Source organism: Enteroscipio rubneri (assembly GCF_963929405.1).
Lineage (GTDB): Bacteria > Actinomycetota > Coriobacteriia > Coriobacteriales > Eggerthellaceae > Enteroscipio > Enteroscipio rubneri.
The window spans coordinates 542997-566897 of sequence record NZ_CAWVIN010000003.1 but is presented as its reverse complement, the minus strand read 5'-3'; the positions used below and the strand labels follow the sequence as shown (position 1 = coordinate 566897).

The 23901-nt window shown below is 62.5% G+C and carries 16 protein-coding genes and 1 tRNA gene; 14 read left to right on the top strand and 3 right to left on the bottom strand.

The window, feature by feature from the left end:
• The first annotated feature begins 102 nt into the window (after window positions 1–102).
• From nrdD to ABGT83_RS09465, 9 genes are all read left to right on the top strand, one after another.
• On the top strand, window positions 103–453 hold the full coding sequence (nrdD, locus tag ABGT83_RS09505) for an anaerobic ribonucleoside-triphosphate reductase (RefSeq protein ID WP_103265175.1): 351 nt from the start codon (window positions 103–105) through the stop codon (window positions 451–453).
• Between the two features lie 231 nt (window positions 454–684).
• Window positions 685–2100 (top strand): isochorismate synthase, encoded by a 1416-nt coding sequence (locus ABGT83_RS09500; protein ID WP_346687252.1) that lies wholly within the window; start codon window positions 685–687, stop codon window positions 2098–2100.
• Window positions 2097–3926, top strand: coding sequence for a 2-succinyl-5-enolpyruvyl-6-hydroxy-3-cyclohexene-1-carboxylic-acid synthase (menD, locus tag ABGT83_RS09495; protein ID WP_346687250.1), 1830 nt, complete (start codon window positions 2097–2099; stop codon window positions 3924–3926). Before ABGT83_RS09500 ends, menD begins: the two co-directional genes overlap by 4 nt.
• Before the next feature lie 113 nt (window positions 3927–4039).
• On the top strand, window positions 4040–4912 hold the full coding sequence (locus ABGT83_RS09490; RefSeq protein ID WP_346687249.1) for an alpha/beta fold hydrolase: 873 nt from the start codon (window positions 4040–4042) through the stop codon (window positions 4910–4912).
• A gap of 170 nt (window positions 4913–5082) precedes the next feature.
• The gene (gene menB / locus ABGT83_RS09485; protein ID WP_346687247.1) at window positions 5083–5922 is read left to right on the top strand and encodes a 1,4-dihydroxy-2-naphthoyl-CoA synthase; all 840 of its coding nucleotides are present in this window, start codon (window positions 5083–5085) and stop codon (window positions 5920–5922) included.
• An 85-nt stretch (window positions 5923–6007) separates the two neighbouring features.
• Window positions 6008–8965 (top strand): AMP-binding protein, encoded by a 2958-nt coding sequence (locus ABGT83_RS09480; protein ID WP_346687245.1) that lies wholly within the window; start codon window positions 6008–6010, stop codon window positions 8963–8965.
• A 198-nt stretch (window positions 8966–9163) separates the two neighbouring features.
• A complete protein-coding gene (locus ABGT83_RS09475) occupies window positions 9164–10585 on the top strand; it encodes a basic amino acid/polyamine antiporter (RefSeq protein WP_239926504.1) in 1422 nt (473 codons plus the stop codon).
• A 123-nt stretch (window positions 10586–10708) separates the two neighbouring features.
• A complete protein-coding gene (locus ABGT83_RS09470) occupies window positions 10709–11287 on the top strand; it encodes a xanthine phosphoribosyltransferase (RefSeq protein WP_103265169.1) in 579 nt (192 codons plus the stop codon).
• On the top strand, window positions 11284–12660 hold the full coding sequence (locus ABGT83_RS09465; RefSeq protein ID WP_103265168.1) for a uracil-xanthine permease family protein: 1377 nt from the start codon (window positions 11284–11286) through the stop codon (window positions 12658–12660). The genes ABGT83_RS09470 and ABGT83_RS09465 overlap by 4 nt, the downstream gene beginning before the upstream one ends.
• A 424-nt stretch (window positions 12661–13084) precedes the next feature.
• Here the strand turns inward: ABGT83_RS09465 and ABGT83_RS09460 are convergent, their stop codons facing one another.
• Together ABGT83_RS09460 and ABGT83_RS09455 are read right to left on the bottom strand one after the other, a co-directional pair.
• Window positions 13085–15445, bottom strand: a complete 2361-nt coding sequence (locus ABGT83_RS09460) for an InlB B-repeat-containing protein (RefSeq protein ID WP_346687244.1) — start codon at window positions 15443–15445, stop codon at window positions 13085–13087.
• The gene (locus ABGT83_RS09455; RefSeq protein ID WP_346687242.1) at window positions 15348–17951 is read right to left on the bottom strand and encodes a hypothetical protein; all 2604 of its coding nucleotides are present in this window, start codon (window positions 17949–17951) and stop codon (window positions 15348–15350) included. Before ABGT83_RS09455 ends, ABGT83_RS09460 begins: the two co-directional genes overlap by 98 nt.
• 645 nt (window positions 17952–18596) lie before the next feature.
• Here ABGT83_RS09455 and ABGT83_RS09450 point away from each other — a divergent pair.
• On the top strand, window positions 18597–19925 hold the full coding sequence (locus ABGT83_RS09450; protein WP_103265166.1) for a hemolysin family protein: 1329 nt from the start codon (window positions 18597–18599) through the stop codon (window positions 19923–19925).
• Between the two features lie 45 nt (window positions 19926–19970).
• Here the strand turns inward: ABGT83_RS09450 and ABGT83_RS09445 are convergent, their stop codons facing one another.
• Window positions 19971–20777 carry an amidohydrolase family protein gene (locus tag ABGT83_RS09445; protein ID WP_103265165.1) on the bottom strand — a complete coding sequence of 269 codons (807 nt, stop codon included), beginning with the start codon at window positions 20775–20777 and terminating at the stop codon, window positions 19971–19973.
• A gap of 208 nt (window positions 20778–20985) precedes the next feature.
• Here ABGT83_RS09445 and ABGT83_RS09440 point away from each other — a divergent pair, with 208 nt between their 5' ends.
• From ABGT83_RS09440 to ABGT83_RS09425, 4 genes are all read left to right on the top strand, one after another.
• Window positions 20986–22293: an acetyl-CoA hydrolase/transferase family protein gene (locus tag ABGT83_RS09440; protein WP_346687241.1), complete on the top strand. Its 1308-nt coding sequence runs from the start codon at window positions 20986–20988 to the stop codon at window positions 22291–22293.
• A gap of 313 nt (window positions 22294–22606) precedes the next feature.
• Window positions 22607–22683, top strand: a tRNA-Met gene (locus tag ABGT83_RS09435).
• A gap of 474 nt (window positions 22684–23157) precedes the next feature.
• Window positions 23158–23475: a helix-turn-helix domain-containing protein gene (locus ABGT83_RS09430; RefSeq protein WP_103265163.1), complete on the top strand. Its 318-nt coding sequence runs from the start codon at window positions 23158–23160 to the stop codon at window positions 23473–23475.
• A gap of 134 nt (window positions 23476–23609) precedes the next feature.
• Entirely contained in the window at window positions 23610–23900 is a 291-nt protein-coding gene (locus ABGT83_RS09425; RefSeq protein ID WP_157938949.1) for a helix-turn-helix domain-containing protein, read from the top strand.
• Window position 23901: the final 1 nt, after the last annotated feature.

Below are 23901 nucleotides of genomic sequence, written 5' to 3'. Positions count from 1 at the left end.
GGCGTACGAAACCGTTGCCGAGCACCGCGTCTCGCGAGTACGGCTATATGATAGTATTAAGATATCATTTAATCGAACGCAAAGACGAGCGGAAGGACCAGCATGAAAGCGATACGAGAATCGAAGGTCGAATGCGCGGCAGAGCGACGCGAGCAGCGAACGACCGACGGCGTTGCGGTCGATATCGCATACGTCAATCCCGACGATGCCCCGGTGAGCGACGCTGAAATCCGCGCCTATCTTGATCGCGGCAACTCCCACCATCCGAACAGTTCCGTCACGGGACTCGCCCTCGAAGTCGATGGCGAGGACGTGGGCATCCGCTACGAGCTTGCGGCAGCGCCGTTCGATCGCATCCGGCGCATTACGGGCTATCTGGTGGGCACCATGGATCGTTGGAACGACGCGAAGACCTCCGAGGAAGCCGATCGAGTCAAGCACGGCGTGGCGTAGCGCGGGGAGGCACGCGAGTGCCGGAAAGGGTCCGGAACGTACGATCGCCCGCTTTCGTGCTCCGTCCCTCCGAGGCTGGTCGAGCTCACGGCCGTACACGGGTATACTGTCAGGCGCGCCCGATGCCCGGTGCGCACCAGGCGTATGCGATCGGAGGATGCCCATGGACAAGGTTAAGGCCGTACTGCCAAAATTGAAGCTCTGCGTTGAGCTGGTGCGGCAGGAGAGCCTATGACCAGGATATTCTCGCACACACGTCCGATCGAGGCCGACATAGTAGACGCATTCTGCCTGCTGCAGAAGGGCTTCACGGACCAGTTCGTGTACTACGACAAGCAGCGGGCATGCCGCTACATGGGGTTGGGACGCTGCATTGCGTTGCCGACGCTCGACGATGCCGAGAGCGAACTCGAAGGGCCGACGGCACAGCCGCCCGTGTTCTTTTCGTTCAACCGTTTCGATGCGGAGAACCCAGCGCCTCCCGACGAGCTGTTCGAGGCGTTTCCGCGCCTCAAGTTCATGTTGCCGGAGATCGTGCTCATCGAGAACGAGCGGGGCACGCTGCTGCAGGTGAACTCGCTTGGGCCGGTGTATCCGGGGCGTATCGAGCGGTTCGCTCGCCAGGCGCTGGCTGCGCCCGCGCGCCGGCGCGAGACGATACCCTATCGCATCGAACCCGATTCGCGTGCGGCGTGGCGGCAAGTTCTGGACGCCGGCCTGCACGCCATCGCCGAGGGACGCGTGGAGAAGGTGGTGCCGTCGAGGCGCCTCAAACTCGTCGCCGAACACCCTTTCTCGTCGAAGGACCTGCTGGTGAACCTCATCGACGGGTCCGCCCGCGGCACGGTGCTGCTCTACCGCTACGCCGACGTGTTCTTCTGCGGGTGCACGCCCGAGCTTTTGGTGCGCAAGCGCGGATCCAACCTGGAGAGCATGTGCCTGGCCGGCACGTGTCCGGCCGGCAGCTCCGAAAAGGACCGCATGCGGCTGGCAGCCGAGCTCATGGCCGATTCCAAGAACCGCTCCGAGCACGATTACGTGGTGCGCTTCATCCGCGAAGTATTCAACCGCACATGCCACGATGTGGACGTGCCTTCCGAGCCGGGGATACTTCCGCTCACGCACGTGCAGCACCTGTGCACGCCTGCGCGGGCGCGCCTGCTGGAGGGCGTCGATCTGTGGTCGATGATGGAGGATTTGCATCCAACGCCGGCCGTGGCCGGCACGCCGGTGGGCGAGGCGAAGATGCTGTTGCGGCGCATCGAGCCGTACAACCGCGGGTTCTTCGCCGGGGCGTGCGGCTACGTGGACGGCGATGGGGATGGCGAGTTCTCGGTCGCGCTGCGCACCGGCGTGTTCGACGGCGAGATCGGCTGGCTGTACGCCGGCTGCGGCGTGGTGGCCGGCAGCGATGCCGATGCCGAATACGACGAAATCGATATGAAGCTCATGACCATCCTCTCCGCTTTCAGCGGAGAGGATGGAGCCGACACTGCGGCTTCCCGCAGTACTCGATCTGCGGCCGCTGGCGAAGGCTCACGGAGCGAAGCACGCTACGCCTCCGCCATCGATTGCATCTCGGGCACTGCGGAAACCCTCGCTGGCTCTACGAACAACCAGCGCGTTGAAAAAGGAACCATCCGATGAGCGCAGACCCGGCTGTAACGGCGTTGTTCGTGGGTGCATTTCTGGACGAGCTCGCGCGTTGGGGCGTGCGGGATGTGGTGGCGAGCCCCGGTTCGCGCTCGACCCCGCTCGCCATGTGCGCTTACGAGCTGGCGCGACGGCATCCCCATAGGCTGCGGCTGTTCGTGGACGTGGACGAGCGCGGTGCGGCCTTCTTCGCGCTCGGACTGGCCAAGGCGAGCGGCCGACCCACGGCGGTCATCTGCACCTCGGGCACGGCGGTGGGGAACTACTATCCGGCTGTGCTCGAGGCGGAGTCGTCGCGTGTGCCGCTCGTGATGCTCACGGGCGATCGGCCGCCGCGCCTGCAGGGCCTTGGGGCTCCGCAAACGTGCGACCAGCTCAAGGCGTTCGGCGATCACGTGCGTGCGTTTCGCCAGATGCCGCTGCCGACCGAAAGCGCGTCGTCGCTCGCCTTCGCCCGCCAGGCGGCCCGCGAGGCGTGCATCGCCGCAGGCGGGAATGCTCCCGCTGCGGGGCCTGCGCGCATCGCGGGGGCGTGCCTGGGCGGACCCGTGCACGTGAATTTTCCGTTCGACGAGCCGCTCAAGCCCGATCTTGGCGTCGAGGGGCTGTTCGAAAGCGGGCGGAGCGCGCTCGAAGGGGCGCCCATCGTGAGTCCGCGCAGGTCGATTGGCATGCAGGATGCTCAGAGCCTTGCAGCAATGCTCGCGGGGCGCCGCGCGCTCGTGTATGCGGGCGAGGGAACCTGCGAGAATGAGCTCGAGGCAGGCAAGGTGCTCGACTGGGCGCGGTCGTTTAGCCTTCCCCTCCTGGCGGATCCCTTGTCCGGCTTGCGCTCGTTCGACGAGGACTTGGTCATCGACAACTACGATTCCGTGCTCGGCGCGGGCGGCTTGGCGCCCGAGGGTCTTGCGCCGGAGGCGGTCGTCCGCTTCGGGCGCTTCCCCGTGTCGAAGAAAGCGACGCAGCTGATTGCCGCTGCGCACCCGATGCAGATCGTCGTCGATCCGCTGGAGACGCGCGACTGCAATGCGGCAACCGACCTGTTCGTGCAATGCAGGCCGTCGGAGTTTGCGGGATCGCTTGGGATGGCGTACGACCTGCAGACCATCGAGTACGAACCCGATGATGCCCAGCGCGCCTTCGCCCGCGCATGGATCGATGCAAACGACGCCGCCCGCGCGCGCATCGCGGCGGTGGACGATCGGGAGGCCGGCTTCGAAGGGGCGTTCGTTCGACGCGTCGTGGAACGTGCGCCCGAAGGGTCATGTCTGTTCGCCGCCAATTCCATGAGCGTTCGCGCGCTGGACACGTTCTACCTCAAGAGCGCGAAACGCCTGACCGTGCTGTGCAATCGCGGTCTCAACGGCATCGACGGCACGGTGTCCGCAGCCATTGGGGCGGCGCAATGGTTCTCCCAGACCACGTTCATCACCGGCGATCTGACGCTCCTGCACGACCTGAATGCGCTCGCGCTCCAACGCGAGCTGCGCGTGCAACGGGAAGCGAGCGCTGCACGCGACGGCATATCCGATGCGGCGCCGTGCATCGCGATCGTTCTGCTCAACAACAACGGCGGCGCCATCTTCGACATGCTGCCGCAGAAATCCGACGACGCTTACTTCAAGCGCCTGTTCCTCACACCGCAGGACGTGGATTTCGAGGCGGCGGCGCGCGCCTTCGCCGTGCCGTACGAACGGGCCGACACGGCGGCGGCGTTCGACGAGGCGTACCGCACCGCATTGGGCACGCCCGGCATCTCGCTCATTGAGGTTCGCGTGCCTCTGGAAGGACTCAAGGAGCGCTACCGCCCGTATTGGTAGGGGCGCTTTGTGCGCACGCGCGAACGGCGGCGTTGGGGCTTTCGCGCAGCCTGGCGTGTGAGACGTGGCGCTTCGTGCGCACGCGCACGGCAGCGCTTGAGAAAGGATGACGGATGACGACGGAACCTCGTTTCGAGCATGCGGGTGTGCGGTACGGAGTACGCTGCTGGGGTGATCGGTCCGCAAACAGCGGTTCCTCCGCCTATGGCGCCCCGCTCGTGCTCGTGCACGGATTCGCGCAGAGCGTCGCGTCGTGGGACGAGGTTGCGGGGCGGCTCGCTCGTGATCGCGCCGTCTACGCGCTCGACCTCGTCGGCCACGGGCGCAGCGACCGCCCCGATAGTCCGCAAGCCTACGCGCTCCATGCGCAGGCCGAAGCCCTGCTCGCATTCATCAGCGCCGTCTCGGATGGCGAGGGCGGCCGAGAAAGCCGCAAGCCTGCCGTAATCGGGTACTCCCTTGGCGGTCGCGTCGCTCTTGCGGCCGCTGTTCGGGACCCGCAGGCCTTCGCTGCCCTCGTCCTTGAAAGCGCCGGCCTGGGCCCGGCGAATGCGCGTGAACGCGCCGCTGCCCGCGAACGCGACGCCGCCCAAGCCATGCGGCTGCGCACCGAAGGCCTGACCGCCTTCATGGACGCATGGGAACGCCTCCCCCTGTTCGCCACCCAGAGCGATCTGCCCGCTGCCGTCCGCGAGCGCGTGCGCGCCGGCCGTCTGGCCAACGACGCCGAGGCTCTGGCCCGCACGTTCGAGGGCGCAGGCCAACATGCCATGCCGTCCCGGCCCGAGGCGCTCGCCGCGCTGGCGTCGATGTGCGAAAGCGGAGCGCCCGTGCTCTACCTGGCCGGCGCGCGCGATGCGAAGTACTGCATCCTCGCCGAAGGCCTGGCGTCGAACGGGGTCTGCGAGACCCGCATCATCGAAGGCGCTGGTCACAATGTTCATCTCGAAGCTCCGGGGGACTTCGTCGCCTCTCTGCGGGTATAGCGATTGAGCGGTTGGTTGAAGCGGTTGCTCTATGTGGGGATATTCTTCGGTAAAGCCTACAATATGTTGAGTTGGTGTACTATAGAGATGATCGTATCAAAACCCCTCTCAATGCAGCGCGCGATCGGATCCTCCAAGGTCTTGGTTCGCGCGTATCGAAAGGACGTGCAGTGAGCGACATCGCATGGCAGGTGGGCAAGGCGTATCGCGAGATCATCTACGAAACCTGCGATGGCATCGCCAAGATCACCATCAACCGGCCCGAGCGCCGCAACGCCTTCACTCCGCTCACGGTGAACGAGCTCTACGACGCGTTCACCGTCGCACGCGACGACGCGGAGATCGGCGTGATCATCCTCACCGGCGCCAACCACGATGGGCGCCCCGAGGACCAGGCGTTCTGCTCGGGCGGCGACCAGAAGATCCGCGGCAACGGCGGCTACGTGGGCGAGGACAACATCCCGCGCCTCAACGTGCTGGACCTCCAGCGCCTCATCCGTGTGGTGCCCAAGCCCGTCATCGCCATGGTGAACGGCTACGCCATCGGCGGCGGCCACGTGCTGCACATCCTATGCGACTTGTCCCTGGCCGCCGACACGGCCAAGTTCGGCCAGACCGGCCCCAAAGTGGGCAGCTTCGATGCGGGCTATGGCGCGGGGTATCTGGCCGCCATCGTCGGCCAGAAGAAGGCTCGCGAGATCTGGTACCTCTGCCGCCAGTACACGGCCGCGGAGGCGCTGGAGATGGGTTTGGTGAACAAGGTGGTGCCGTTCGACCAGCTGGAGGCCGAATGCGTCAGCTGGGCGCGCGACATGCTGCGCCTGAGCCCCACGGCGCTGCGCTTCATGAAGGCGTCGTTCAACGCGGCAACCGACGGCCTGGCCGGCATCCAGCAGCTCGCAGGCGACGCGACGCTGCTCTACTACACCACCGACGAGGCGAAGGAGGGACGCGACGCGTTCAAGGAGAAGCGCGCGCCCGACTTCGACCAGTTCCCGAAGTTTCCCTGATGCGGCTTATGGGCGAATGAGGCGCTCGAATGACTGTTGACGATGACGGACGCAGAGAGGCTGGACGCGAGCAGCGATGATCGGCATGTTCGAAAGCATGGTGCGACGGTGCCCCCAGCGCACATGCTTCACCTATGTCGATGAGGCTGGCGAAGAGACGGCGTACTCCTATCGGGAGACGCGCCTGCTGTCCGCGGCGCTCGCGCGCTATCTGAGGGATCGAGGCGTGCGGCCAGGCGACTACGTCGCGGTCGATTTGCCGAATTGCCCCGCCTATGTGCAGCTCATGCTGGCTGCCGCCTATGGCGGTTTCACGCTTGTCGTGCTCAACAATCGCCTGACCGAGAGCGAGAAGGCGTCCCGTCTCATGGACGTCGAGCGCGCCACCGGCGCAGGTATCGCCGTGCGCATCAACGAGGCGAACGTCGAGCGCTACGTGAGCAAAGCGATGGCACTGCTCTCTGGCGAGCTGGTGGTGCGCGGAGGCAACCTTATGCAAACGCGCGTCTCCCGCACCACGTTCTCCTCGCGTGCGAGCATGGCGGAGGCGGAACCTCGATCGGCGCGTGGATTAGGCCGCGCCTCGTCAAGTCGGGCCGCTCTCCGACGTCGCAACGAGGTGGCGCGCCAGGATGCGATCGAAGGGGTCATCCACTTCGCCGAGCATGCGGCGCACGTGTTCGACCGCGAGGCCCGCGCGGTGGTCATGTTCACGTCGGGTACGTCGGGCCGTGCGAAAGCCGTGACGCTGAACTGGGAGAACCTCTGCCGTTCTGCAGAGGTGTCGAATGCGGTGCTCAACCGGCAGGGCGAGGGACTGTGGCAGGCTGCGTTGCCCCTGTACCATGTTGGCGGATTCCAAGTGATCGTGCGCAGCTTTCTGAACTGCTGCCCCTTCATCCTTTACCGGCGTTTTGATGCAGACCGCCTTGTATCCGATGGGGCGCGCAAGGGCGCGACGCATGTGTCGGTGGTCGACAAGATGCTGCAGGATATGATAGCCACGGGGCGCGGCGAGGCGCTGCGTCGCTACGGCTGCATCTTGCTGGGCGGCGGCGCGACGAATCCCAGCACCATCGAGCGCGCCCGCGCTCTCCGGCTGCGCGTATTCGTGAGCTATGGCATGACCGAAACGTCGAGCCAGATAGCGAACTCCCTGCTCACGCCATCGTATGCAGGTGGTCTGCGGCTGCTTCCCGGATACCATGCGCGCATTGTCGATCCGGGCGAGGATGGCTTCGGCCGTTTGGCGGTGCGAGGTCCGGGCCTGTTCCGCGGCTACCTGAACGCGCGCGCCGCGCTCACGGTGGACGGATACTTCCTCACGGGCGACACCGCCGCGCTCATCGATGGGCTGCTCTACGTAAAAGAACGCACCGACGATATGTTCGTCTCCGGCGGAGAGAACGTCTACCCGGCCGAGATCCGCGAAAAGCTGCTGCGCGTACCTGGCGTGTCGGACGCTTACGTGTTTGGCGCCCGCGATGCCCTCTGGGGACGCCGGCCCATTGCGTTCATCGAGCGTGCCCCCGAGCCGGCCGCTGCGCCCCCGACGGCTTCCGATGTCTCGGGCCGCCTGCGGGAAGCGCCTGCGCGCTCGGGGGACCATGAGTTCGCCGTGTTCGCAAGGGAGAGCGTCGCGTCCCAGCTTTCGAAAATCTACCAGCCTAAGCACGTGCACGTGCTTGATGCGTTCCCGCGCAGCGGCATCGGAAAAATCGATCGCGCCGTGCTCGAGCGCCTCTACGAGGAGCGCATCGAAGTGACCCGGGTCGCCCTCCACCGCATCAGCGTGCCGTTCATCACCCCGTTCGAGACGGCGAAAGGCACCTTGTCGCAGCGAGAGTCGATCATCGTGGAGGTGACCGACCATGCGGGCAGGACGGGCCTGGGCGAGTGCGTGGCCTTCTCCACCGATTGGTACCTTCCTGAGACGCTCGATCAGGATCTGTGCGTGTTGAAGGACGTGCTGGCGCCTCTCGTGCTGAACGAGGCGCTTCTGCATCCCGGTGAGGCAAGCTCGCTGTTCACCGCCTGCGCCGAGGCCGCCAGGCATCCCATGGCGTGCGGCGCCCTCGAACCGGCGTTGTGGGACCTGTACGGCAAGATCGTGAACAAGCCGCTGTGGCAGCTTGTCGGCGAGGCGTTTGCGTCTCCGGGGTCGCCGACATCGGTTTCCGCCGCGCGCGCAGCTTCGGTGGCGGATGTGCTTGCTTCCTCGGTCTCGCCTTCGTCCGCGCTCGATGCGAGCATCTCGGTGCCGGCCGGCGCCGTGGTGGGCGCGGGATCCCCGAGCGAAACGGCCGCTGCTGTACGCCGCTGCGCGGAAGCGGGCTATGCGCGCGTCAAACTGAAGATCAAGCCCGGAACTGCCGTTGCATGCGTGCGCGCCGCTCAAGCTGCCGCTCCGAACGCTCTGATCACGCTCGATGCGAACCAGAGTTTCACGGAGCGCGATACCGACGAGCTGCGCGCGCTCGACGCCTGCGGCGCTGCCTGGATCGAGGAGCCGCTCGATCCGCGGCGCATTCCCGCCGGCGCTCCGACGGACCTGTTCGCCCGACTGGCGCGGCTGCAGCGCAGTATGCGCACGCCGCTGTGCATCGACGAATCCGTCGCCCGTCCGCGCGACGTGATGCGTGCGCTTGCGCACGCGGAGCTGCGCTGCTATTCGGTCAAGATCGGCAAATTCGGAGGCATCCAGCCTTCCATCGATTTCGTTCGCCTGGCGCAGAGCCGCGGCATCGATGTGTGGATGGGCGGCATGTACGATACCGGTGTCTCGAAGCGCATGCATGCGGCGTTCGAAACCCTGCCCGGTGTGAATGCTCCCGGGGACATCGGCGCCACGTCGCGCTATTTCGCCACCGACGTAACCGCGCCGCCCTATACCGTGGAGCGGGGACTCGTAACTCTCAATCGCGAAGGCGACCCTTCCGGTCTGGGCTGCTCGCTCGATCGGGCGGCGCTGTCGAGCGTTCTGGTTGATCGCACCGTCATCGACCGCTCGAGCGGCGCCGCACGAACGTCTTTCGCCTCGTAGTCGGCATCCAAAATATTGCATAACGGACTGCCCGATATGAGGGTCGTGGAGTATGATGCTCTGAACGGAAAACGAGGAACGGTGGTCATAATGAGTGATTCTGCGCATCGACCGGCTGCGACGGTGGCCGTCGCGTCCCCCGCCCGACCCTTGAGCGCGGATTCGTCCCCTGCTATCGCTAAGCCTCATCAGGGCGGCATGGGAATCTTCCGACTCGTCACCACCGTTATCACGCTTATCGTGGGCGGCGGGGTGTTCACGCTGGCCGGAGACCAAGCTGCCGGCGGCGCGAGCGGCGCCGCCATCCTCACCGCATGGGGCATCTCGGGCGTGGGCGTGCTGTGCCTGGTGCTGACGTTTTTTGCGCTCTCTCGCATCAAGCCCGAGCTTAAAGGCGGCATCTACAGCTATGCGAATGCGGGCTTCGGCGATTTCTTAGGTTTCAACAGCGCCTGGGGCTATTGGATCAGCGCGCTTCTGTGCACGGTGAGCTTCTCGGCGCTTCTCTTCGGCGCGCTCACGTACTTCTTCCCCGTATTCGGTGGCGGCACGAACCTCCCGTCGGTCATCGGGGCAAGCTGCCTTATCTGGTTTTACGTGTTCCTCGTATCGCGCGGCATCAAAGAGGCAACGGGCGTGAACGCCGTCATCACCATCTCGAAGTTCGTGCCAATCTTCGTGGCTATCACGGCCATCATCTTCCTGCAGAAATTCGATCCGGCCATCTTCATGGCGAATCTCGCGCAGGGCGCCGAACCAGGCCTGCCGTTCTTCGACCAGGTGAGCAATACCATGATGATCACCATCTGGGTGTTCGTGGGCATCGAGGGCGCGGTCGCCATCTCGGGCCGCGCAAAGAAGGACAAGGACGTGGGGAAGGCCACCATCATCGCGTTCGTCTGCGTGCTCTCCATCTATCTCATGGTGAGCACGCTCAGCATGGGCGTCATGCCGCTTTCGGAGCTCGCCAATCTGCCGAACCCTGCACTTGCGGGCGTCATGGAACATGCGGTGGGCCAATGGGGCGCCATCCTCATTAACGGCGGCGTCGTGCTCTCGCTTGTCGGGGCGATGCTCGGCTACACGGTGCTTTCCAGCGAGTCCCCGTACGAGGCGGCTGAGCAGGGCGTGTTCATCAAAGCCTTCGCTAAGACGAATAAGAAGGGCGCTCCTATCGTCACGCTCGTCGTAACGAACATCGTCATCGAGGCATTCCTTATCATCATGTTGTTCTCGGACAGCACCTACCAGTTCTTCTATACGCTTTCCGCGGGCATGATCCTTCTGCCGTACCTGCTGTCGGCGGCCTACTTCGCCAAGCTCACCTTCACCGAACCCGGCGCGTTCAAGGGCAAGATTGGCGGAAATATCGTATTGTGGCGCATCTTCGGCATCTTCGGCGTCGTATACAGCTTCTTCTTGGCTTGGGCGTCGGGTGCGGTGGGGCTTACCATCATGTCGCTTCTGTACGCGCCGGGCATCCTCATGTACGTCAAGGGAAAGAAGGAGCGCGGCGAGCCGTACTTGCAAAGCACGCTTGATAAGGTGGTGGTGGCCGTCATTCTGGCCGCCGCCGTGGCTTCTATCGTGCTTATCGCGACGGGGGTTGTCGTCATCTAGCTAGCGCGCCGAACCCTCCTTTTTGATGCTTGGGAGTGAACAGGGCCTCCCCAAGCTCCATCTGCTCGTTTACACTGAACGGAACGATGTTCCACGGGGTTACGAGCATGCACGGAGGACGTAATGGAGCTTTTGGAGGAGCGCATCAGGCGCGACGGGGTAGTGAAGTCGGAGGGCGTCCTGAAGGTGGACAGCTTCCTGAACCACCAGTTGGACATCGGCCTGTTCGATGCTATGGGAGCCGAGTTCAAGCGCCTGTTCGCAGATGCGCCCGTCACGAAGATCCTCACGATAGAGGCATCGGGCATCGGCATCGCGTGCGTGGTTGCGCGGCATTTCGGCGTCCCGGTGGTGTTCGCGAAGAAGGCGCAGTCCATCAATCTGGACGGCGACATGCACACTACGCGCATCGAATCGTTCACGCACGGCCGCGTCTACGACGTTATCGTGTCGAAGAAGTTTCTGGGGCCGGACGACCACGTGCTCATCATCGACGACTTCCTGGCGAACGGCTGCGCCCTGAACGGCCTCATCGAGCTGGTGGACGAGGCGGGTGCCACGGTGGAGGGCATCGGCATCGCCATCGAGAAAGGCTTCCAGCCCGGCGGCGACGGCCTGCGCGAGCGCGGCTACCGTCTGGAATCGCTCGCCATCGTGGACGCCATGAACCCGGCAACCGGCGAGATCGAGTTTCGCCGATGAAGCCGTTCGCAACCGAGGAGCTGTTCAAGCTCGACGGCGCTATCCCGCTTTTGCGTGCCGTGCCCTACGGCGTCCAGCACATCCTGGCCATGTTCGTGGCCAACCTCGCGCCTATCGTCATCGTGGCGGGCGCAGCAGGCCTCGGCACCGACCAGACGGGCTCGCTCATCCAGAGCGCTATGCTCATCGCCGGCATCGGCACGCTCATCCAGCTGTTCCCGCTCGGGCGCATCGGCTCGGGGCTACCCATCGTCATGGGCATCAGCTTCACGTTCGTCACCGTGCTCTGCGGCATCGTGGCCACGTACGGCTACAGCACGGCCATCGGCGCCATCATGGTGGGCGGCATCATCGAGGGCGTGCTGGGCCTGTTCGCGAAGTATTGGCGGCGCATTATCTCGCCCATCGTGGCGGCCGTGGTGGTCACGTCCATCGGGTTCTCGCTGCTGGGCGTGGGTGCCACGTCGTTCGGCGGTGGCAGCGGCGTGCCGGACTTCGGGTCGCCGCAGAACCTGGCGTTGGGCACCGTCTCCCTCGTGTCGTGCTTGGTGTTCCAAGTGCTGGCCAAGGGGAAGGCCAAGCAGCTCTCCGTGCTGTTCGGCCTGGTGATAGGCTACGTGGTGGCGCTGTTCATGGGGGCGGTGGACTTCAGCGGGTTCGCGGGCATGCAGCTGTTCGCGCTGCCGCAGCTCATGCCGTTCACCCCGGAGTTCAACCTGGGCGCCATCGTGTCGGTCACGCTCATCTTCCTCGTGTCGGCCACCGAGACCATCGGCGACACGTCGGCGCTCACGATGGTGGGCTTGAACCGCGAGGTGAAGGAGAAGGAGCTCACCGGCTCCATCGCGTGCGACGGCTTCGTCAGCTCGCTTTCGGCCTGCTTTGGCTGCCTGCCCATCACGTCGTTCTCGCAGAACGTGGGTCTAGTGGCCATGACGAAGGTGGTGAACCGGCGCGCCATCGCCACCGGAGCCGTCATCATGGTGCTGGCTGCGTTTTTGCCGGTCATCAGCGTGGTGTTCTCGTCGTTGCCCGAGGCGGTGTTGGGCGGCTGCACCATCATGATGTTCGGCAACATCATCGTGAGCGGCTTCCAGATGATCGCGCGTGCCGGCTTCACGCAGCGCAACATCACCATCGCCGCGCTGTCGCTGGCCGTGGGGATCGGCTTCACGCAGGCGTCGGCGCTGTTCGCGGTGTTCCCCGAGATCGTGCAGAGCGTGTTCGCGCAGAACTGCGTGGCCGTGGTGTTTCTGGTGGCCGTGGTGGCGAACCTCGTGCTGCCGCGGGAAGCGCAGGCGGGGGATGCGCCCGACGCGGTGCCCTCCGGGTCTGCAACCAGTCCGGATGAAGGCGATCTGGCGTCCGCGTAGCCTGTGCGCGGCCGCTACCGGATCTTCTCTAGCCGCGGCACCTGAAGGGCGACGCAGACGAACAGCCCGCCCATGGCGGCGAGGGTGGCAAGCGTGACGAGGGCTCGTTTCATGGGGTGCTCCTTTGCGAATTGCGGAACGATGTCATGGGAATACGATATCCCTGCCACCTTGCGGTAACCTTGCAGGTACCTTTGAAGCATCTAACAGTTTTGTCAGATTGCGTTGGGGAGAAGACAGAAGCGAAAGGCTGCAACCGGAGTCGAGGTTTCGTGGGTTTCGTTGGGCAAGCACCTTGTGCTTATCGCTGGACCCGCAACGTTTTCACAGTCGGCGGCAAGCATAGGGCGCTTGTCGCCGACTGTGAAAACCTACTTCTGCTACAGTCCTCCTTCTCAGGTGTTGGAACCTCGAGGAAGCTCTCTCAGCGTCGCTGCAGACGCGCGCCTGACTGCCGATTCCGCAGCCTGTTCCAGGCGAGCATGGCGGCTGCGATCGCAAACCCGAGCGAAATTGCAACGGCCCCCGTCAAGGTGGCGGCATTGTCGCCAGTGGGAGCGAGTGAGGCTCGCTTCGTTGCATCGTCAATGACGGCAGACGGTTTGGTGGACTGTGGGGTGTCTGCTCCGCCTTCTGCGGTGGGATCGTCGTCAGTGGATCCGGCGGGGTCGTCGCCGACGGGCGGTTGAGGAACCTGCTGTTCGCTCCACTTTGCGAACAGCGTCAGGTCTTGCGTCACCGGTGTGTCGAAGGAATACGCTTGCGTGAGCGCGACATCGGCAAACCAGCCGGCGAACACGAAGCCGTTGCGCGTCGGATCGACGGCGGGTTTTGTTGCGAAGCCGCCGTTCACGATCTCCTGGGCGGCAGGCGAGGGCGACCCGCCGTTTGTCTCGAAGGCCACGTAATGCTTGACGGGCGCGGGTGGGACGACCTCAGTCCACTGCGCGTACAGCGTGAGCGGTGCGGTCACAGGTGTGGAGAAATCCCAGGCCTGTGCATACGTGTCATCGGTGAACCAGCCGCCGAACTCGTAGCCTGTGCGCGCGGGCGCGGTAGGCTCGCTTGCTGCGTTGTCTTTCGTTATGAGCTGCGTCTCTATCTTCGACGCACCCTCGCCCGTAACGAAGACCACCTCGTACAGATTTGGCTGAGGATCAGGACTGTTCAGCCACTTCGCGTACAGCGTGATGTCGCCGGTGACGGTGTCCGACTCGAAGTTCCACGGCGTTGTGAGCCCCTGGTCGGTGTGCCAGCCGCCAAAGGTGAAGCCGTCCTTCTTGGGTGCGGCGGGCGCGGTGATCTTCGAGCCGTCGACCACCGTCGTCAGGGGGGCCACGGCGCTGCCGCCGTTCGCCTCGAACAAGACGGTGTGCTCGACGGGCTGCGGGGGAGCCACGGGGTTCCACTTCGCATACAGCGTGAAAGGCTTGGTCACCGGCGTGGTGAAATTATAGGTGTTCGTGCACGCGGCATCGGTGAACCAGCCGTCGAACGTGAAGCCCTCGCGCGTGGGCGCGGTGGGCTCCGTGACCGTCGCGCTGTCCGCGACGGGCTGTGCATCGACGGCGCTGCCGCCGTTCGTCTCGAACGTCACGGTATGCGTGTCTACGTACACGATGGAATACGTGGAGAAGCGGTCGGTGGATATGAGGATGGTTTCGTTGCCCTTGTTGCCGTCTTCGTCATCGAGTAGCTGCGCCTCCCACTGCGTGCCGTTGTGGTGCGTCCTGGTCATGGCAAACTCGCGCGTGGTGCCGTCGCCCACGCCGAGCAGCGCTTGCGGCACGTCGAACACCAGCTGCACCGGCGCGGGTAGTGCGGTGATCGGCTCGGACGTAAGCATGGTGGTGCCGTTGCTCAGCTCCTTGGTTACGCTCGCCGCGAAATGCTGGCCCACTTGATTGGTACCCAGGATGCCTTCAAAGGCTTCACGCTCGTCGTCTTCGCTGGGTGCGTCGATGTTTTGGATTTGCACGATCACTCTGAGCAGGTCGGCGTCGCCATTTTTAAGGGCTTCGACTTCGTCTTTGCCGACCGCGCCGATGAAGCGCGACTCCTGCTTGGAGGGAATGGCGACGTTCGCACCCACCTCGGTGCTTATTGCCAGTTTCACCTCGATTTCGACCTTGGGCACCTGCACAACGGCCTCGTTGAGTTTGTTGACGGCGTCTTGGCTTACGGCTTGCTTCTCTTCGGGCGTCATCGACTCGAAGTCGAGCTTCGCATCCAAGACGTCGTCCTGCTTTTGCTCGACGACCGCTGGGGTGTCTTCAGGATTGATGGTGGGCAGGCTGTCGATGATCTCATCGACGGAGTCCTTGTCCAGCTGAGCGAACGTCACTGTGACAGTGGTGGCCTCTGTGGGGGAAAGCGTGAGCACGCCCTCGCGCAAGCCTACCTTGTCGTATTGAGCGGCAACGCCGTTCGTCGTCACGCTGTCGATCTTGTAGCCGTAATCGGGCATGATGCGAAGCTCGATCGGCGTGCCCGTGAAGACGAGTTCCGTGTCGGAGGGATCGACCGAGCCGTTGTTTCCGGCAGTGACCGTCACCTTGATGCCGTCGACCCACTTCGCATACAGCGTGACGTCGGCCGTCACGGCGTTGGCGTCGAAGTCCCAGGCATCGCCCGAGAAGTCGGGGCTTGCGTACCAGCCTGCGAAGATGTATCCGGCGCGCGTCGGGTCATCCGGCTTCGTGGCTTTCTCGTCTGATACGACCTCCTGCGCCTCGACGGTCGAGCCTCCCTTCGAGTCGAACAACACGGTGAACTGCTCGTGCATTAGCCACTTCTTGTGGCCCGGCGGTTTGCGTGTTTGTTCCCAGAACGAACTTTCCGCTCGGCTCGGTGAAGGCGACGCTGCCTGCGCTTTGGTCTGAGAAGTCGAAGTACGTCTGCCCGGCGACAAGGTCGCCGTTCACCTCAAGCGTCAGGTTGCCGTTCAATGCGCCGGCGCCCGCGATAGACCCGCCCGCTGGCAGCACCACGGTGCCGCCCCCAGTGAGGTTGCCAGCAATGGTGACCAGAGCCTTCGAATGTTGCACAGACAGAGAGCCGTCTTGTGAGAGGGCAACGTTGCGTACGTGCTCAAGAACAGGAGCGGGATCGGCTGCATCAAGCGTAAGGCTTGCGTGATCGTGTATTTCCACGTCTGTTGCAGGAGTATCCTTTGTCGCCGCGATGCACGGTAAGGTGACGGTGGTGGCGGTGTTGCCGTCGCCGACTACCACGGTGGTGTTTCCACCCGACCAGGTGGGATACAGATTGAGATCGGTGTCGATGGCGCCCAACAGGGTAATGGTCAAATCGCCGTCTACGGTGCCCGAGTAACTTTTCTGGGCATAGATGGGCTGGTTGCTGAAGGCCATGTTCTCGAAGATCAGCTCGACGGATCCGGCCACCTTCGCTCCCGTTCGACCGCCGGGCCACGGGCTGCTGTTCGCGTTGTTGCCCGTGCCGTTGAGAGTGCCGTTTCTCAGGTGCGTTGTCACGTTGCCGGAAACGACGATCTGGTCGGGATCGCTGCTGCTGTTGCCCATGATGGTTCCGCCGCCCACCACTTTGGCCGAGTAGCTGTTGGGCGAACTGGCAAACGAGTAATCCGACAACACGTTCGTTATGTTTCCGCTGATATTCGCATACGCCATGCTGTTGTTGATGTACGAGCCGCCGAAGAAGGTGCCGCTCAGCTTTCCGCCCTGGATGCTCGACGTTATCGAACCGGTTACGTGCGAGCGCATGCCGATGTCGTTCTTCGCCCCGCCTGTGTCTTTAATAAAGCACCCGCCGTAGTAGGAGCCTGTGGAGAAGTTCGCTCCCGTTTCAACCGTGATGGCGTCGCTGTCTGCGGTTTCCGTCAAGCCAACGTGAGCGTGACTTTGGGGAGCGGTTATCATTTTGCTGCCGCCAATGAGATTTTTTACCGTGACGTTGTCGCCAAGGGTGATGCGCGTTGCCCCGACATCGGCAGATGCTCCGGTGCTTCCAGAAAAATCGCCGCCTGAGCCGATGGTGCAGACGGCGCCGCCGCCGACGATGTCTTCGAGAACGGAGACGCCTGATTCTACCGTCACCGAGGTCGTTCCCACCACGCTCACGTTGGAGTGGCTGCTCGTCGCGAAGCCGCCTCCCACAACGTTTGCGCTGATGGACGAGTCGTATGTTGTGGAAAACTTTACGCCAGAGCGCACGATAACGTCGGTGCTTCCGACCCGGGCCTGTGTTTCGTCAAGGTCGTCGCTGCCGCAGGTTGCCCATCCTCCGCCAACAACTCGATAGGCGTTTTCGTACTTCGATCCCTGATTTGCTGCGGGTGCCACCTCAAGGTGGACGGTTCCTAGTACGTTTGCTGTTGCGCCGTAGAGCGCCTCGCCGCCTCCGATAGTTCCCTGTCGACTGTTTTCGGCCGCGCGCGCCGTCTTGGCGAAGACGTCGCCTCCTACAGCGGCCTGGGCGTTGCTTCTCATTGCATATCCGCCGCCAACGAAGTAGGAGAATGCCTTGTAGCCCTTTTGGTAACCCGTGCCGTTGGCCTCGTCGTCTTCCAAAGCGGCAAGATGCGTGCTGCCGCCAACGTTGGCAACGGCGCTGTTGGTGTTGCTGCTCGTGCTCTCTGCGTAGCCGCCACCGTACGCTCCCATGCCGGTATTGCTTACAGACCGTCCCGAAGCCTCATACGTCAGGTTCGTGTCTCCCACGACATGAGCGACCACCGACGCGTTCGTGACGGGGCTGGCGTAGCTGCCGCCGCACGTGGCGTAGCCACCCCCGACGCTTTCGCTCGCCTTGCCCGCAATGGTAATGTTGGTTGATTCGCCGACGTTTGCCTGCGCCTGTGTGGTGGTGCTGCCGCTCGAGGGGGATTCGGCGTGACCACCCCCGTATATATTTTGCGACGACCCGGTTTTGCTCACGAGGATCGAGGTAGATCCCGTCACGTCCGCAACCGCCTGAGGTTTTTGCGTAGACGATTTTGCATGGCCGCCTCCGGCCACCAGGCGGGTTTCGCCCTCGACGACGATCTCGCTGTCTCCGGTCAATGTGGCATTACGGCCACCGCCGTGAATGTATTCGACATAGGCAGACTCTCGAACTGTGATGGACGAGTCGTCGACGATGTCGTGTATTCCGCCGCCGTAAACGTAACCAAATATCTCGATGTTTTTATCGACGATCAGGGGGATTCCGTTTGCGAAGAGGGTGATCCGCCAGTTCATCTGGCTAATCTGCACGCCAGTAGGGGATTCGGTTGCGATAGTGAACGAGGTGATGCCTTTGTCGGTAGGCACCTCGTAAACACCTTCATCCGTAAGGAAATCGCTGTTCACGACGAAAGTGACATCGCCTGCATCGTCGGGCAGCGCCGCGAACGCGGTCGAGAGGTTTATGAAGGTGTTGGAGCTAGGATCTGCCGTGGCCGAGGAATCAATGACGAAGCGTGTCGGGGGGGGGGCTTGTATTATTCGCTGTGTCGGCATAGCCCATGCTGGCCAGTCCTCCAAAAGAGAGGGCCAACGTTGCCAACGTCCCTGCAATGACCTGTCTCCATGAACCCATTCGACACTCCCTTTTCCCATAAAGGGTTTCGACGTATCTGCCGACAGGAGGTACCGTACGGCTGCACGGCGAAGCTTCTCATTTTCGTTGAATGATCACAATATAACACACCCCCATGTTGTAAAGCGTCCACAAGCGCATTGTGACTGGCTGAATGCGCTGTTGTGTAACACGGTCGGAGCCGTGTGCGCAAAACGTTGCCGGAGCCGCTCCTATTTGTTGCAAAACGTCGTAAACTTCTGTATATAGGATAGTTTTTCCTCGTGTGCGGCGTTGCTGATGGTACAAAGTGTGAGGACATTGAATTTCGTCGCGGCGCTGCACTCGAGAGGCGGCCGCGGCGATCGGCAGCCTATCTATAAAGGAGACACGCTTTAATGCCCGTTGCGTTAAGCCTCGTACTCGTCCTGTTCTTCCTTCTAATGAATGCGTTCTTCGTCGTGGCCGAGTTTTCGCTCGTGCGCGTGCGCAAGTCCCAGGTCGATATTCTTCTCGACGAGGGCCGATCCGGCGCCAAGTACGCCAAGACCGTCGCCGACAACGTCAACGCCTATCTTTCCGCCTGCCAGCTGGGCATCACGCTTGCTTCGCTTGCTCTGGGCTGGTTGGGCGAGCCGGCCGTTTCGGCGCTGATCGCCCCTGGCCTCACGCTTATCGGCCTTCCCGAGGCCGCCATCCACGCCATCGCCGTCGCCGTGGGATTCATCATTATCACAGCGTTGCACATTGTGGTGGGCGAGCTCATCCCCAAATCGCTCGCCATTTTCTCCACGGAGCGCTACGCTCTGTTCACGGCCGCGCCCCTCGTATGGTTCTATCGCATCACGTATCCCATCATGTGGCTGTTCAACTCCATCACGAACGGCGTCATGAAGCTGTTGGGGCACGACATCGCAAACGAGCACGAGGTGTACACCGATGAGGAGATTCGTCTGCTTATCGACGAGAGCACCGAAAGCGGCCTCATCGATCCCGACCAGAATGAGTACGTTGACAACATCTTCGATTTGGGCGATAAAGACGCCGAGGCCATCATGACGCCGCGCACGAACGTGATCTGCGTCGATCTGGAGGATACGCTTGAGGAGAATCTTGCCATCATCCAGACCTACAAGTACACCCGCTATCCCGCGTGTCGTGGCAGCAAGGACCGCATCGTTGGCTTCGTGCATGTGAAGGATCTCTACACCCTGCCCAAGAACAGCACGATAGACGATCTGCGCGTCCGAGCGATCGAGGCCGTGCCCGAGGGCATACCCATCGCGAAGCTGTTGCAGACGCTTCAGGCCAAGCATACGAAGATCGCCGTCGTCATCGACGAGCACGGCGGTACGTCGGGCATCGTCACCATGAGCGACATCATGGAACAGATCGTCGGCCGCATCGACGACGAATATCAGCACGGCGGCCCGGACGAAGTGGTCCAGTTGGACGATGGAAGCTACTTGATCGACGGGTCTCTTCCCATCGACGAGGTGGGCGAGCTCATCGGCTTCGAGCCCGAGGAGGCCGAGGAGTGCGAGACGGCGGGCGGCTTGCTGCTCAACGTGTTCGATCGCATTCCCGCAGAAGGCGACACCGCCACGCTCGAGAACGGCGCGGACGAAGCCTCGTTCACCGTCGTGGACATGGATCGCCACCGCATCGACAAGATACGCGTGGTTGTCGAGCACAATGAGGATGCGGACGTCGACGAGGATCGCTAGGGCAGGGCGCGCCTCCGAGCGGAGGGCTACGCTCGGAGCGGAGGGCTACGACACGGTCATGCCCAGGAACCGCTCGGCGTTGTGCCACAGCAGGTTCTCGAGTTCGTCGTCGGTAAAGTTCGCGCCCACGAACTGCTCGTATTCGCTTGCCGGATCCCACATGGGATAGTCCGAGCCGAACATCACGCGATCGGTTCCCCACAGGCGCGTAAGCTCGCGCGTGTGACGCTGCCCCAGGTACAGCTGGGCGCTCGACGCGTCGCAGTATACATGGTCGTTGCTGAGGATGGTGTCGCGCAGCACGTCGTAGCCCACGTCGTAGCGCGACCAGCAGCCGAAGTGCGCAGCATCCACCACGAGGTCGGGGAAGGCGCGCAGGATTTCCACGAGGCGGCGCGGATGCGAGTGGTCGTAGCGGTAATCGCCCGTGTGGATGATGACAGGCAGACGGCCGGCGATGATCTCGTAGACTTCCATGAGACGCGGGTCGTCCATATCCACGTGCTGCGAGTCGGGATGCAGCTTCATGCCCTTCAGGCCCAGTCCGATGGCACGCTCGATCTCTTTTTCTGGATCGGGGTAATCCTGGTGCATGGTCATGAAGCCGATGAATTCGGGATGGATGCGGCATTGCTCGGCAATGAAGTCGTTGATGGTTTCGACAGCGCGGGGCGAGGTGGCCACGGAATGCACGACGAAGTTCGTGATGGGTGCACGATCCTGGGCGGCCAGCAGGTGCTCGGCCGTTCCCTCCCCGTACATCTCGATGTTGTAGAAATCGCCTACAGCGTCGACGGCTTTCGAGGCGATCTTGTTGGGATAGATATGGGCATGGACGTCGATGACTGCCATGAGTCGCGCTCCTTATTGATGGTTGCGTACGTGTGCGATCGCCCGGCATCGGCGTGCGAGGCGCCGGTCCGGGTTGCAGGCAACGTGCTCAATTCTAGCGCAACGAGAGGCAGTTCGCATCACTCAAACTCGCGTGCCCGACCGGGCGTCAGAAGAAGACCTCCTGGTATACTGGATGACGCGCAGAGGAAAGAACGAGGGGGTTGCCATGGAGACTGTACAGGATGCCTACGTCCGCAAAACGCTTTCGCTCGACGAGCTGTTCGACCAGTTCATCGTATCGGGAACGTCAATGTACACAGGCGGTCTCCATGTGCCCTCCGCGATCATCCACGAGCTAATGGCGCGCGTCGCCGACGGCCGGGTGGAGGGCATCGACATCTACGGCAACTGGATGAACGGCGATTTCGACTTCAAGAGCTTGGACGTCGGCCCCGAGCGGTTTCGGTATCACACCTATTTCGCCGGACCGAACGAGCGCGCCGGTTTCGGTACGTGCGTCGCGCATATCCCAGCGCATTTCAGCCAGGTGAGCGCGCTTATGCGCAGCGTCAACCCCGATTACGCCGTGGTGCAGATGACCCCGCCGGATGCACGCGGGATGTGCAATATTGGGCCGCTGGGCTTCGAGCCTGGCAGCATCCGTGCCTGTAAAGGGATCATTGCGCAGGTCAACTCAAAGCTTCCGCGCGTATTCGGCGATTCCCACGATTTTTCGATAGACGAGATCGACGCCTTCATCGTGTGCGACGAGGATCTTGAAGACATCGCCGTCAAGCCCGCCACGTCCGAGGAGCGCGCGTGTGCGGCGCTCATCGTGGACCGCATCGACGACGGCGACTGCATTCAGCTGGGCATCGGCGGCATCCTCAACGCGGTGGCCGAGGGCCTTATGTCGAAGCGCCATCTGGGCTGCTTCACGGAGATGTACTCGGATGCACTCGTGCCGTTGCAACAGGCGGGCGTCATCGACAACAGTCGAAACAGCTACTTTCCGGGGCGCTCGGTGGGCGGCTACTCCACGGGCGCAGCGCGTCTGTACGAGTTCATCGACCGCAACCCCGAGGTGTACTATTGCAGCTACGATACGGTCACCAACCCGTACTGCATCGCGAAGAACGACAACATGGTATCCATCAACACCGCCATATCCATCGACCTGACAGGCCAAGTATGCGCCGAGAGCATCGGCTCGCGCCAGTATTCCGCAAGCGGCGGGCAGGCCGACTTCGTGCGCGGTGCGCGCATGGCGAAGAACGGTCGATCGTTCATCGCCGTCACGAGTGTGGCGCACACCAGGCAAGGTCCCACGTCCAAGATCGTGCCCATGTTGGCGCCCGGTAGCGCCGTGACCACGCTGCGCAATGACGTGCAGTATGTGGTGACCGAGTACGGCGTGGCTGATCTGGCGTTTCAGGACGTTCCGACGCGAGCGAAGCGCCTGATTGCCATTGCTCATCCCGACTTCCGCGACGAGCTGACCTTCGAAGCCAAGCGGCTGGGATTGCTGTACTGAGCAAGCAGCAGATGAGCGTGCCTTTCGAGCTTTTGGGGCCCTTGATTGAATTGCATGTATAAGACCGGTCCAATTTAGTCTTGCCATTGGATAGAACGTAAGCCTTTCGAGCGGGCAAGAACGTGTGCGTTTTGTGATAGATCAAGAAATGATTTGCGTAAGGTGCGGTGCAAGAGTAATATTCAATCTCGCCGCTTTTCCTGTTTGCAGTTAACCGAGCAGGAGGGGCAGGCGCAAATAGTGCGGGGTGGAGCAGTCTGGTAGCTCGCCGGGCTCATAACCCAGCAACATTGACAACTTAGTTTCTAGAAATTGCGGGGTGGAGCAGTCTGGTAGCTCGTCGGGCTCATAACCCGAAGGTCGTTGGTTCGAATCCAGCCCCCGCGACCATAAAACACCAGGTCAGAGGCTAAATCCTCTGGCCTTTTTTATTGCCCAAATCAGGCTGTTTTTGGGCTAATTTGGGCTAAAATGCCCTCCTTTGGCCCTTGCCCGAACCTCTACGTCGGCACTTTTTTCCGCCGTCGAAGCGCCCTTCGAGATGAGGTTATGGGCTAATTTTGGGCTAAAATACAATGAAACAATCTGCAACCTGGGGAAACCCCATGAAACGCCAGGGCCATTAGCCCAAAAACGGGCCGATCGGCGATCCAGCGATTCCACATTGCGAACACAAAGTTTCACGTCCTCCTTCTTTCGCGGAGAAATTCTCCCGTGCCCCTCCGATGGGGCGAATAGAACCGAATAGAACTGAAAAACGCCCCTCTCGTTTGCCGCTCACCTGCCCATTCCCAATAATCTAGCCAGGCATCGATTAGGAGATGTCTCTTTTCGGAAAGCACGAAGACAGAGAAATGAGCAGGCATGGAGACAAGAAAGACCGGCAGCACCAACGATCGGCAGGACCTGCTTGCCGAGATGCTCGGCGTCATGGCGCGACTCCGGGCCGCCGAGGAGCCGTCCCCCGCCGATGCCGAGCCGCGCCGCGATGCGGGTTCCAAAGGGCCCGCGGGCGAGGAGTGGCTCTCTGTACAGGCGGCGTGCGACTACGTGCACGTCTCGCGCACGACCATGTACAGGCTCGTCAGGGAGGGCAAGCTACCGTCCCACCGCGTAAGGGGGCGAATCCTGATCTGCAGGGAGACGCTCGACCGGTGCATCAAGGACGGCTTGCTTGCTTAAGCGAACGTCTTAGCGTTTTACAGGATCCGCGACTGCTGCCCCTCGTCCGTTCAGCCGCCTTCCGCCGTTGAATGTACATATGCCCATACGGTCGCGTTCGCTTCAGCAGAAGCGTGTCGGAAAGGAGTGCGTGCATGTCGGACGCTGGAGTGAAGAAGATAAAGGCCAAAGAGGAAGGCGCCGGGAGAAGGCAGGTCGCGGAGATCAAGCTCATCTGCACCGAGAAGGACATCTACACGATAGAAGAGGTCGCCGAGATGCTCCACATCAACAAGCATCTGGCGTACAAGCTGATCAAGCTGCCTGAGGACCCGCTGCCCGCCCGCCAGCTCAGGTTCAGGACGAGGGGCTACCTCGTCACGAGGCGGGAGCTGAACGAGTGGGTGGAGCGCAACGCTCCTCTGCTCGGAAGCCCCGAGAGATAAG